The following is a 12,501-nucleotide window of genomic DNA, read 5'->3' as shown; positions in this document are numbered from 1 at the left end:
ATTTACAAAAATGGAAATACATCATATTGGAGCTCATAATTCAGTTTTAAACACTTTTATTGCCGAAATAAGAGATAAAAAAATTCAAAAAGATTCTTTACGTTTTCGAAGAAATATCGAAAGAATTGGCGAAATATTGGGTTATGAATTAAGTAAAGCGCTTTCTTATTCGGAAGTTTCGATTGCATCACCTTTAGGAAGTAAAAAAGTGCAATTACCTAATAATGATTTGGTTTTATGTTCCATTTTAAGAGCGGGTTTGCCTTTGCACCAAGGGTTATTAAATTATTTTGATAAAGCTGAAAATGGTTTTATTTCTGCATATCGACATCACCCAAATAATGAGGATGAATTTGAAATCGTAGTTGAATATTTTGCGGCTCCTGAGATTGAAAATAAAACGCTTCTATTGGCAGATCCTATGTTGGCAAGCGGTCAAAGTTTAGTGGCTGTTTACGAGGCAATTAAAAAAAACGGAACTCCAAAAGAATTGCATATTATCGCTGTGATAGGCGCGCAAGAAGGAATTGATTTTGTTGCGAAAAATTTTCCAGAAAATACACATTTATGGATTGCCGCAATTGATGATAAATTAAATGATAAAGGATATATTATTCCGGGTTTAGGTGATGCAGGTGATTTAGCTTTTGGTCCAAAATTATCGCAATAAAGAGAAAAGTATACTGCTTATTAAAAAGAAATAAAGTACACCGTTCTTGAGTGCTTTTTTCTTAATAAGTTCAATGCCATTGGTTAAAATGATAGAAGCCGGAAACCAAATAAAAATAAGTTCTGATCCATTTTTTTCAGGTAAAAAAAGCAAGAAAAAAATAAGAATCATAAAATTAACAATGAGTAAAATCCAACTTTTTCTAAAGGTATTATTAATAGATAGAACCTTTGTAGATTTTAAAAATGCTGCTAAAGTTGTGAAGAGCAATAGGATCGTTGTTAGCCAAAAATATTTTGTTTGTGCATAAACTTGAACGTCAAAATTAAGGTGAAGTTTAAAAAGATTGATAAATTCTTCCGTTTTATCAACCCAAAAAAAGTAGGTGAAATAAATAAATAATGGGGTAATCAATCCAATAATAGGTACTAAAAGTGTATGGATATTTATTTTTTTATGTAATAAGGCGGCAACAAAAATTAACAAAATAAATAGGATGAAAAAAGGTTCTTGTATACATAAAATTCCTAGCCAAAAACCACTATCAAAAAGTTTTTCTAAAACATTTTTTTCTGAACGTAAACTATAAATTTTGCGGATAAATAGTAGATAAATACTAGCAAGTATTAAGATTTTATAATCTATTAAATTGGGTAAAATCGGTATGATAAGTAGCGTAAATAAAAAATAGGCGTAAGAATTGTCGAACGTCAATTTATTTTTGGCGATAATAAAATTATAAAGAAAGAAAATAAATAAAAAAAGGAAAAGTAAGAGGATGCTTTTTAGAAGTTTATCTCCTGTAAAACCATCCGTAAAAAACGCGAAATACAGAGTAGGTACAAAATCAACAAAAAAAACAATTAACAAAGTAATGAAGTTAATCGGTTTAGATTTGTTTAAAAAATTGGCTAGCATTGATTCTTTTGTTATTTTTGTGCCGTAAAGATAATTAAGTTATGATAGCAAGCAATATTTTCGAGTGGATTGGTAGTTTATTTACTGATGTTTTATTTATGCCTTTTACCTGGATTCGTTTAGAAATCGCTAGTGCAGATGCAGGTTGGTGGATTTCTAACATACCAAACTTTGGTTTTCTATGTATATTAATTGTTCTTTTTGTGTATTGGATGAAGGAGTCTAAAAAATTCTTAACAGAAGGAACAGAAGACAGAGCTTAATTCGATACTTTGGGAAGTAAAAATAAACTGAAGCGTTTCAAAGAAAATGAAACGTTTAAAAATGTCATTCAACCTACAAGGGAAGAAGTGGTTACCAACTTTTCTTTAAAAGGGGAGTGGCATCACTTTTTTAAAAACGATAACCCTATTGTTGTGGAGTTGGGATGTGGTAAAGGTGAATATACCATTGCCTTAGCAAGAAAAAATCCAGATAAAAATTATATTGGTATCGATATCAAAGGTGCACGTTTTTGGAGAGGTGCAAAAACTGCCCTAGAAGAAAATCTCGACAATGTAGCTTTTGTAAGAACTCAAATTGAGTTGGTCGATGGTATCTTTGCTAAAAATGAAGTTTCAGAAATTTGGATTACTTTTCCAGATCCTCAAATAAAATACCAGCGAACAAAACATAGAATGACCAATCCTAGTTTTTTAACGAAGTATCATCATGTTTTAAAACAAGACGGTATTATTAATTTGAAAACAGATTCAGAGTTTATGCATGGATATACTTTGGGGCTGTTGCAGGGAGCAGGGCATGAAATTTTATACGCAAATCATAATGTATATCATAATGAAGGGGCACCTAAGGAAGTTACAGAAACGCAAACTTTTTATGAAAATCAGTATTTAGAGGTTGATAAATGGATTACTTATATTCAGTTTAGATTAAAATACGCTTAATTTTCTAGATCTAAATTGACAAATCACTTTTTTTGATATCGAAACTTTTAGTGATTTAAAAAAGTATTGGAAGCCATGGAAGAATCTTTATCTTAGTAAGGTAAAACCTTTCATTTTAACTTTTTGGAATGACAAATCAAATGGTTATCTAAACGCTTAGTTTATAAATTATCAGAATTATTAATTTTTGCAATAATTCATTTTCCTTAGGGGATTTAATTTATTTAAAAAAAACATTGAATTGATCTAGTTCTTCGAGAAAACGATGTGTAATAATTATCACTATTAAGTATAGATTTACAAAATGAAAGCATCAGATAATTTTTTCGAGAAAGTATATGTCGTTGCACGTAAAATTCCTTTTGGTAGGGTTACGAGTTACGGGGCAATTGCAACCTACTTAGGGGCTGCAAAATCTGCCAGAATGGTGGGTTGGGCAATGAATAATTCTCATAATCAAGTTGTAGAAGTGCCTGCGCATAGAGTGGTAAATAGAAAAGGATTATTGACAGGAAAACATCATTTTGATGGCGCAACTTTAATGCAACAATTATTAGAAAATGAAGGGATTGTTGTTATTGAAAATCAAATTCAAGATTTTGAAAAGGTTTTTTGGAATCCTATGACTAATTTAGAATGAATTATTAAAATTATATCTATATCCTAACAATACAGCTATTATAGCTATAAATATAATTAAGAAAATTATATAAAATAAATATTCTTGGATACCCCATTTTTTCTTTATTGTTCCAGGTTTTGCTTTTATAAAAGGAGCTAAAATCATTCCCGATAAAAAAATATTTAAAAAAATTGAAAATATTATTCTAAAAACACCTATATGCGATTTAGCAATATACCATGGAGCAATAAAAATTATCCCTATAACAACGAGGGTTAAAACTGATGAAAAAAGTTTTTTAATATTTGTTAAAAATTTATTTACTCTGAGTGTGTAATTATAGCGTATATTAAAATCAATAACATTTTTGAAAGGGACAACAAAGATATGGCTATTTACAGGTTTAAAACTTTTTGAGTTATTACTCCATCTTTCAGCTTCATCAATATAAAGATATTCTAAATCTCCAGTCTTGTTATTTATGGTATATTGTGACAAAACACCTTGAATCATTTTATTTTTCCCATCTTTAGTGTCAATAATAACATCTACCCAAGTAAAGAGAATTTTTAACTTTTTATATTTTGAGAAATCTTCAGTTTTTAAAATTTCTCCTTTGAAATAATAATGCCAGTTATTGGAATAACGAAATGCAGAGTTCCTAATGTCAAAACCTAATAAACGGATTATTTTATGAGCTAAATAACCTAAAGTTGCTGATAATATCAAAGAAAATGTGATATAAGTTAACAAAAAAATGATACTATTGGAATCCGTAATTAAATTATCTGGTATCTTACCATTAAATATGGTTTTAATTACTTCATTAGAATCATTTACTTTCGCCCAAGATGTATAGCTGAAAAGTAAAAGAGATATCAGTTGAGTAATTAAACCCCAAAATATGCTTGTAACTATTCTCTCACTCCATTCTCCCTTGAAATATTGTTTGCTAAAATTTCCAATAAAATAAAATCTTCTAACAATTAAACCTGGAAATAGTATTAGAACAATTAGAATTATAGTGTTTAATGCTAATTCTGGCATATCATTTAATAAACAACTGTAATATTATCACCATTAGATAAAGTGATTTCTTTAGTTAAAACTTCTTTCGATTCGTTAGTTTTATTATTCTTTAATTCTTCCAAAGCATCAAAATAAGCTTTTTTATCTTTAGAGTTAGAAAGAATTTGTTGCCCTTCTTTACTTATTAAAGAATCATCAGAATTAAAAAAATTATCAAAAACAATATTGAAAGAATTGTATATTTCTTTTATAACTTTAGTCATGGCGCTTAGGTTTTTGTAGTAATGGTTACATAAATTATGCCATATCAAGAATAGATATACATAGATAACGTATCAAAAATATAAAAATTATAATTAATAATACTAAATATATATAAGTTTAACTTATAAACTCCACCTATCAATCTATAAATAATCACAATTTATTCGTTTTATTTTCTTGTTTTGAAGCAGTATATTTGCAATCTAGATTAAATAAGAATAATCTAAAAAAGATTTATGAGTTTTAATAAACAAGATATATACAAAGTATTAGATACGATTACTGCTCCAGGAGAAGGGAAAAGTTTAATAGAAAACAAGAACGTTACGAACGTAGTTACTTTTGGAAATGAGGTAATTGTAGATGTAACGATTAGCAATCCTACATTACAAGCAAAAAAGAAGATGGAGTCTGAAATTACGAAAGTAATTCAAACGAAAATCGACAAAAAAATTGAAGTAAAAATTAATTTAAAAGTCGAAAAGCCAGTAGCAAAACAAGATCCGAACTTAATAAGAGGAAAAGAGATTCCGAATATAAAAAATATTATTGCAATCGCCTCAGGTAAAGGAGGAGTTGGAAAGTCTACCATTACTGCAAATACAGCAATTTCATTGGCAAAAATGGGTTTTAGCGTGGGTGTTTTAGATGCCGATGTATACGGACCTTCGCAACATATTATGTTCGATGTTGAAAAAGCAAAACCACTTTCAGTAAATGTAGATGGGCGTTCTAAAATGAAGCCTGTAGAAAATTACGGCGTTAAATTATTGTCTTTAGGGTTTTTTACAGATCCAAATCAGGCTGTAATTTGGCGAGGACCAATGGCTTCTAAAGCATTAAAGCAATTAATTTTTGATGCAGATTGGGGTACTTTAGATTTTCTGTTGATAGATTTGCCTCCAGGAACAGGAGATGTGCATTTATCTATTGTACAAGCGTTGCCTATTAATGGCGCCGTTGTGGTTAGTACACCACAAAATATTGCCTTGGCAGATGCAAAAAAAGGAGTTGCAATGTTTCAACAAGACAGTATTAAAGTTCCCGTTTTAGGAATTATAGAAAATATGGCCTATTTTACACCAGAAGAATTACCAGATAATAAATATTATATTTTTGGCAAAGATGGTGCAAAAAATTTAGCAGAAGATATTAAAACTAAGTTTTTAGGAGAAATTCCTTTGGTACAAAGTATTCGCGAATCTGGTGATGTAGGGCACCCTGTTGCCTTGCAAGAAGGTACTGTTTTAGAGGCTTCTTTCAATGAAATTACCAAAGAAATGCTATCCCAATTATTAAAAAGAAATGAAAACTTGCCACCCACGGAAGTGGTGAGAATTACTACAATGAGTGGTTGTAGTGCCGTAAAAAAGAAATAGCCCATCGTAACATTGCCTAAGAGAAGCAAATGTTATGAAAAAAAAGAGGAACAATGGGTTTGCTATTAAAAAATAAAATAAGAACACAAAATACCCGTTTTGAGTTTCTTTCCAAGGCTGTAAAAGCGCAGTTAAACAGGAGAGATTAAGAGGGTTATATATATGACAGCACAAGAAACTTTAGACAATGTAGAAAAAGCATTGGAAGAAATCCGTCCTTTTTTGATGAGCGATGGGGGTAATATTAAATTACTCTCTATAGAAGATTTTGTTGTAAAAGTGCAGTTAGAAGGTGCTTGTACAGGTTGTTCTGTAAATCAAATGACATTAAAAAACGGCGTAGAAGCAACCATTAAAAAGTACGCTCCACAAATAGAAGAAGTAATTAATGTTGCTTAAACCTTATGTGACTTTTGTAACACAAGTGCATAAGTGATTTAATTACTTTTAATGAAATTATAGATTAAATTAATGATTACAACAGATATTTTAATTATAGGAGCCGGACCCACAGGATTATTTACCGTTTTTGAAGCAGGATTATTAAAATTACGTTGTCATTTAATAGACGCCTTGCCGCAAGCTGGCGGACAATGTTCAGAAATTTATCCAAAGAAACCTATTTATGATATTCCGGCATATCCAGAAATTTTAGCAGGAGATTTAACCGAGAAATTATTAGAACAATGCAAGCAGTTTGAACCTGGATTTACACTAGGAGAGCGGGCAGAAACCATAGAAAAGCAAGAGGATGAATCTTTTATTGTGACTACAAATAAAGGCACAAAACATCAAGCAAAAATAGTTGCCATTGCAGGCGGTTTAGGTTCTTTTGAGCCAAGAAAGCCACCAATACCAAGAATCACAGATTTTGAGGATAAAGGCGTGGAGTACATCATCCGTGATCCCGAATTTTACCGAGATAAAAAGGTGGTAATTTCTGGTGGTGGAGACTCAGCTTTAGATTGGTCTATATTTTTAGCAGACGTGGCAGCATCTGTTACCTTAATTCATAGAAGAAATGAGTTTAGAGGTGCTTTAGATTCTGTAGATAAAGTTCAGGAATTAAAAGATGCAGGCAAAATTACCTTGATAACTCCTGCCGAAGTAAAAGGTATTCTTGGAACTGATAAAGTAGAAGGTGTTACTGTTATTCAAAAAGGAGAAGAATCTTTTACGATTGAAACCGATCATTTTATTCCACTTTTTGGCTTATCACCTAAATTAGGCCCTATTGGAAATTGGGGATTAGAAATAGAGAAAAATGCTATTAAAGTAAATAATGCGTTAGATTACCAAACCAATATTCCAGGAATATATGCTATTGGAGATGTAAATACGTATCCAGGAAAGTTAAAACTAATTCTTTGCGGTTTTCACGAAGCCACATTAATGTGTCAAAGCGCGTATCAACGTATTTATCCAAATAAAAAATATGTGATGAAATATACAACTGTTGGTGGCGTAGATGGTTTTGACGGAACGAGAAAAGAAGCGCCAAAAGCAGTGATTAAAAAGATAGAGTAAAATTTATTTCTTTAAGTTTTAAGATTTCCTGCAAGGTTTCCAAAACCTTGTAGGTATTTATAAAAGATCAAAATAATTATAAAAATTTAGTGTTGTCCGATTAAAATTAGCTAAAGTGTTTTAAAGTATTGATAGTATTGATTTTGAAGAGCCTTTAAAGTAGTATACCTTGCTTTTAAAACCGCTTTAGAATTTATGATGTATCGAAAAATTTAAAATCGTAATAATATTGTTTTTCAGTTAGTTACATTCAAGTCTTTGTTCTTTACTCTAACAGCGTAAGCGGTCTTTTTATCTTTTATCGGACAACAATGATAAAAATTGCATAAAAGTTGTCTTTTCGACCAAAGGGAGAAATCACAAAAAGTTACATTATTTTTTGATTTTAAAATTATGGGATTTCTCCTAAAGTCGAAATGATAAATATTACGATTTGTTATTTTGATATGTAAAATGAATCGAAGATTATTAATCTAAAAGTAATTTTTCTTAGTTTATAGGAAAATTAGAGATATGATAGCTTTAGGCCTTTTAGGTCCTTATCCTTTTGGAAATCATACAACATTTTTTGATTTGTTAATGTTTGCTTTGGGATCTTTCTTTATTATTTCGATGTTGTTTTTATAGTACAGCAAAATTCCAAAAAGAAATTTCAAGGAAAATGATATTCAAACAGAAGTACAAACATCTCGCTTACCAAGATTATTGATTTATCTTTTATTTATAATTCCTAGCATAACTCTGTTAGTTGAGTTTTTTAATTTTGGTAATTTTTTTTCGATGTTTGACACAATTGTATTAATCTCTATAACTACTTTAATAGTATATTCAAATATAACTCCCGAGATTAAAAAAAGAATTAAAATATCAAACCTGAATAATCCTATTTATCAAACAAAAGATATTTTATTGCAGTCAAATTCTTTAGACGCAAGTTTTATCATTGCAGAAAAAACAACATCAATTTGGGTAAAAGTAATTACTGTTATAATGATTGTTGTTGTTTTATGAACAACTCTCTATAAATTGTTAGGAACTGGATATTTCCTGTAAAATAAAAAAAGTCAAAACTTTTTATATTTATTGTTTTTATTTATTCTAAATAATAATTAACTTTGAGGCATGGAAATTTTGAGTGATGTAACCTTTAGTATTCAACTTACAAAACACACTTTTTGTAACTATCAATTAAAGATAGATAAAAAAATAATGACGCTTACTTTTCCACAACTACTTCAATTAAGAAACAAAATAAATTTTTTAACCACTCCGAAAAATTTAGAAAATATTATTGAAAATGACAATTTTGTTTTGTTGTTTATTGCTGATAAAAAGCATCTTGTATTTTTAGAAATTTTTAAGTTAATAGATTTAAAGGAAGAATTAGCCTACTGCTTTTCTGATTTTTAATGTTTCCTAATACAAACCTAATACAAAATAGCTTTATTTAGAATGTTTTTAAATTTTTTACAGTCCTGTAATCTGCCCATTTTAACCGTATCTTTGAGGTAAAATATAGAGAAATGAAAACAGCAATAAGAAGACAAATGACGATTCATCCGGAGGTAATGGATGTTTTAAACGAACAAATAGCATTAGAAATGCATGCATCTGCTTCCTATTTGGCAATGGCATCTTGGTGCGATCAGCGTGAACTTTTAAATAGTAAAGCTTTTTTTTATAAGCAAGCAGAAGAAGAAAGAGGTCATGCAATGAAAATTTTTGAATTTGTAAATGACGCGGGTGGCGCATCTTTGTCTCCTGCAGTTACAGAGGTAAATAATGAATTTGGAGGGTTAAGAGAAATCTATGAGAAATCTTTAGATCAAGAAATTCAAGTTACGCAATCTATTTATAAATGCTTTAAAAAAGCAAGAAGTGTAGATGATTTTGCTTCCGAAGTTTTTTTACAATGGTTTGTAACTGAGCAAGTAGAAGAAGAAGATGCCGTAAGAAGTATTCTAGACGTTTTTGATTTAATGGGAGATATGCCATTAAAAATGATTGATGAACGTTTGCCAACGGAATAAGGCTTTAAGATGATAAATTTATAAAACCCGAAACTTAAAAGTTTCGGGTTTTTTGTTTCTTTTTAAATATCTACTTCTCTTTTTCTTATCTTTGTTCAATTCACTAAATCGATTGAGATGTATTTAGATTTACTAGCACACTTAAAGTTTTTAATGAAGCGTAATCCTGAATGAGATTGCTTACAATAATTCCTCTGTTTATACTGAGCTTTATTTTAGTGTCTTAAGATGCTCATAATAAAATTCTAAACTCTTAAGTATTAAAGACGCTCAGGTTTTAATCATTCAATTTATTAATCATTTAATACATTAGAAAATGCCTTTCTATCATAAATTAGGGAAAATTCCACCCAAAAGACACACGCAATTCCGCAAAAAAGACGGAACCTTATATGCCGAGCAATTGTTTGGTACTATTGGTTTCGACGGAATGTCTACCAATTCCTACCACGAACACAGACCTACAATGGTCAAGCATATCGGAAAACAATATTCTGTAAAACCAAAAATTGCAAAAGCAAACAACATTCAATCGTATAAATTTATTGGATTTCAAGTTCCGCCAGAAAATGATTATTTAGAAAGCAGAAAAGTTGTTTTAACCAATTCGGATTGCAATATTATTTTAGCAGCCCCAAAAAAATCAACGAAAACCTATTTTTACAAAAACACAGATGCCGATGAAGTTATTTTTATTCATAAAGGATCTGGAAAATTAAGAACACATCTTGGTAATATCGATTTTAAATACGGAGACTATTTAGTAATTCCACGTGGTATTATTTACAAGCTAGATTTCGATGACGAAAACAACAGACTTTTTATCGTTGAATCTTATTCGCCTGTGTATACTCCAAAACGCTACCGGAATTGGTTCGGACAGTTGTTAGAACATTCGCCTTTTTGTGAACGAGATTTAAGAAGACCTCACGAACTAGAAACTCATGATGAGTTGGGCGATTTTTTAATCAAAGTAAAAAAGCAAGGTGACATTATAGAAATGACCTATGCTTCGCATCCTTTTGATGTGGTGGGTTACGATGGATATAATTTCCCCTACGCACTTTCAATTCATGATTTTGAACCCATTACAGGAAGAATTCATCAACCGCCACCAGTGCATCAAACTTTCGAAACCAATACATTTGTAATCTGTAGTTTTGTACCCCGTTTGTATGATTATCATCCAGACTCAATTCCTGCGCCATACAATCATAGCAACATCGATTCTGATGAAGTTTTGTATTATGTAGATGGCGATTTTATGAGTAGAAACGATATCGATCAAGGACATATTTCTTTGCATCCGGCAGGAATTGCTCATGGGCCGCATCCCGGAGCAACAGAACGCAGTATTGGCAAAACAAAAACCGAAGAACTGGCAGTGATGGTAGACACCTTTAAACCACTGCAAGTTACCGAAGAAGCCATGAAAATTGCGGATGAGGAATATTATAAATCTTGGTTGGAAAGCCCATCTTAATATTCCCAAACGCAAGAAACGCTTATGCGTAAAGTTTGTGGTAAAAATGATACTGTCATTCCTGTGCAGACAGGAATCTAAAACATTAAAAAGTTCATTAAAAATTAAAATTATTAGAAGCTATTTCCTGCTTTCCGCTATATCTTTTTGTGAAAAACAAAAAGGATGCCGCTGCAATCAGGGCTAAACTTGTTTGTAATCTAATTGCTTTCAATAAGTCAATAGCTAATTTATAAACAACAAAGACCTCACAGGTTTTTAACACCTGTGAGGTCTACAAAATTATCAAAAAAGATGTCAAAAGAAATAAAATCAGTCAATTACGGACTCGAAAAAATATTCGAAGGAGCACAAGATTTCCTTCCATTGTTAGGGACGGATTATGTAGAATTTTATGTGGGCAATGCAAAACAGTCTGCCCATTTTTATAAAACTGCATTTGGTTTTCAATCGCACGCATATCGCGGATTAGAAACAGGTTCGAAAGACAGCGTAAGTTATGTGTTAACACAAGACAAAATAAAAATTATTTTAACAACGCCATTAACGAGTAAATCGCCCATAAATGATCATATTGTAAAACATGGCGATGGTGTTAAAGTCATAGCACTTTGGGTGGAAGATGCACGATTAGCCTATGCAGAAACGATAAAGCGGGGTGCAAAATCTTACATGGAACCGACAGTAGAATCCGATGAAAACGGCGAAGTTGTAAGAGCCGGAATCTATACCTACGGAGAAACTGTGCATATGTTTGTAGAACGTAAAAATTATAAGGGAACTTTTTTGCCAGGCTTTAAAAAATGGGAATCAGATTATAATCCGCCAACTTCAGGTTTAAAATATATAGATCACATGGTGGGTAATGTAGGTTGGAACCAAATGAATTCATGGGTAAAATTCTATGAAGATGTTATGGGCTTTGTGAACTTTTTATCTTTTGATGACAAGCAGATTCATACAGAATATTCTGCTTTGATGAGTAAAGTTATGTCTAACGGAAACGGGCGAATCAAATTTCCAATAAACGAACCCGCAGAAGGAAAGAAACGTTCTCAAATAGAAGAATATTTAGATTTTTATGAAGGAGCTGGAGTGCAACACATTGCAGTTGCTACAGACGATATTATCAAAACAGTATCACAATTAAAAGCAAACGGAATAGAATTTTTATCGACACCTCCCGATGAATATTACAGATCAGTTCCCGGGAGATTAGAAGAGCATAGCCATGAATTAAAAGAAGATATAGAAAAACTAAAAGGTTTAGGCATTATGATTGATGCCGATGAAGAAGGGTATTTGTTACAAATTTTCACAAAGCCCGTAGAAGATAGACCCACCTTATTTTTTGAAGTGATTCAAAGAATGGGGGCAAGAGGTTTTGGTGCAGGAAATTTTAAAGCGTTGTTTGAGTCTATTGAAAGAGAGCAAGCAAAAAGAGGAACACTTTAAAAAATAGGCAGTTTTACATTAGCAGTTTGCACAATAAATAATCGTAGACCTCACAGGTTTTTAAAACCTGTGAGGTCTTATTGATTAAAAACTATTATATATTTGTAATGATTATACCAATTTGTGTTTTAAATAGCGTATTAAAAATTTGAATTATTTTTTATCCAGTTTAGGAAT

Annotated in this window: 15 protein-coding genes; 12 read left to right on the top strand and 3 right to left on the bottom strand. The window is 31.0% G+C overall.

What is annotated here, in order from left to right:
- Positions 1-10 precede the first annotated feature (10 nt).
- Positions 11-670: a uracil phosphoribosyltransferase gene (upp, locus tag K8354_RS14075; protein ID WP_223441435.1), complete on the top strand. Its 660-nt coding sequence runs from the start codon at positions 11-13 to the stop codon at positions 668-670.
- Here upp and K8354_RS14070 read toward each other — a convergent pair.
- Positions 659-1,588, bottom strand: a complete 930-nt coding sequence (locus K8354_RS14070; protein ID WP_223441432.1) for a DUF6427 family protein — start codon at positions 1,586-1,588, stop codon at positions 659-661. The genes upp and K8354_RS14070 overlap by 12 nt on opposite strands.
- Positions 1,589-1,629: 41 nt before the next feature.
- On the opposite strand from K8354_RS14070, the gene K8354_RS14065 reads away from it, so the two are divergent.
- The 3 genes from K8354_RS14065 (at position 1,630) to K8354_RS14055 (ending at position 3,175) form a co-directional block, all read left to right on the top strand.
- Complete coding sequence (locus K8354_RS14065; RefSeq protein ID WP_223441429.1) at positions 1,630-1,851, top strand: DUF6341 family protein; 222 nt, start codon at positions 1,630-1,632, stop codon at positions 1,849-1,851.
- A 9-nt stretch (positions 1,852-1,860) separates the two neighbouring features.
- Positions 1,861-2,535, top strand: a complete 675-nt coding sequence (gene trmB / locus K8354_RS14060) for a tRNA (guanosine(46)-N7)-methyltransferase TrmB (RefSeq protein ID WP_223441426.1) — start codon at positions 1,861-1,863, stop codon at positions 2,533-2,535.
- A 304-nt stretch (positions 2,536-2,839) separates the two neighbouring features.
- Positions 2,840-3,175: an MGMT family protein gene (locus K8354_RS14055; RefSeq protein ID WP_223441423.1), complete on the top strand. Its 336-nt coding sequence runs from the start codon at positions 2,840-2,842 to the stop codon at positions 3,173-3,175.
- On the opposite strand, the gene K8354_RS14050 is transcribed toward K8354_RS14055, so the two are convergent.
- Together K8354_RS14050 and K8354_RS14045 are read right to left on the bottom strand one after the other, a co-directional pair.
- Entirely contained in the window at positions 3,167-4,204 is a 1,038-nt protein-coding gene (locus tag K8354_RS14050; protein ID WP_223441422.1) for a hypothetical protein, read from the bottom strand. The genes K8354_RS14055 and K8354_RS14050 overlap by 9 nt on opposite strands.
- 5 nt (positions 4,205-4,209) lie before the next feature.
- A complete protein-coding gene (locus K8354_RS14045; RefSeq protein WP_223441420.1) occupies positions 4,210-4,449 on the bottom strand; it encodes a hypothetical protein in 240 nt (79 codons plus the stop codon).
- A 237-nt stretch (positions 4,450-4,686) separates the two neighbouring features.
- On the opposite strand from K8354_RS14045, the gene K8354_RS14040 reads away from it, so the two are divergent.
- The 8 genes from K8354_RS14040 (at position 4,687) to hppD (ending at position 12,324) form a co-directional block, all read left to right on the top strand.
- Complete coding sequence (locus K8354_RS14040; protein ID WP_223441418.1) at positions 4,687-5,829, top strand: Mrp/NBP35 family ATP-binding protein; 1,143 nt, start codon at positions 4,687-4,689, stop codon at positions 5,827-5,829.
- 162 nt (positions 5,830-5,991) lie between these two features.
- A complete protein-coding gene (locus K8354_RS14035) occupies positions 5,992-6,228 on the top strand; it encodes a NifU family protein (RefSeq protein ID WP_223441416.1) in 237 nt (78 codons plus the stop codon).
- Positions 6,229-6,300: 72 nt separating this feature from the next.
- Positions 6,301-7,356, top strand: coding sequence for an NAD(P)/FAD-dependent oxidoreductase (locus tag K8354_RS14030; RefSeq protein ID WP_223441414.1), 1,056 nt, complete (start codon positions 6,301-6,303; stop codon positions 7,354-7,356).
- A 780-nt stretch (positions 7,357-8,136) separates the two neighbouring features.
- Positions 8,137-8,367 (top strand): hypothetical protein, encoded by a 231-nt coding sequence (locus tag K8354_RS14025; RefSeq protein WP_223441412.1) that lies wholly within the window; start codon positions 8,137-8,139, stop codon positions 8,365-8,367.
- A 111-nt stretch (positions 8,368-8,478) separates the two neighbouring features.
- Positions 8,479-8,766 (top strand): hypothetical protein, encoded by a 288-nt coding sequence (locus K8354_RS14020; protein WP_223441410.1) that lies wholly within the window; start codon positions 8,479-8,481, stop codon positions 8,764-8,766.
- A gap of 113 nt (positions 8,767-8,879) precedes the next feature.
- Positions 8,880-9,386, top strand: coding sequence for a ferritin (locus K8354_RS14015; RefSeq protein ID WP_223441407.1), 507 nt, complete (start codon positions 8,880-8,882; stop codon positions 9,384-9,386).
- Between the two features lie 316 nt (positions 9,387-9,702).
- Positions 9,703-10,869, top strand: a complete 1,167-nt coding sequence (locus K8354_RS14010; RefSeq protein ID WP_223441404.1) for a homogentisate 1,2-dioxygenase — start codon at positions 9,703-9,705, stop codon at positions 10,867-10,869.
- A 294-nt stretch (positions 10,870-11,163) separates the two neighbouring features.
- Positions 11,164-12,324 carry a 4-hydroxyphenylpyruvate dioxygenase gene (hppD, locus tag K8354_RS14005; RefSeq protein ID WP_223441395.1) on the top strand — a complete coding sequence of 387 codons (1,161 nt, stop codon included), beginning with the start codon at positions 11,164-11,166 and terminating at the stop codon, positions 12,322-12,324.
- Positions 12,325-12,501: the final 177 nt, after the last annotated feature.

Origin of the sequence: Polaribacter litorisediminis (assembly GCF_019968605.1) — a bacterium.
Lineage (GTDB): Bacteria > Bacteroidota > Bacteroidia > Flavobacteriales > Flavobacteriaceae > Polaribacter > Polaribacter litorisediminis.
This window is presented reverse-complemented; position numbering and strand designations above follow the sequence as displayed.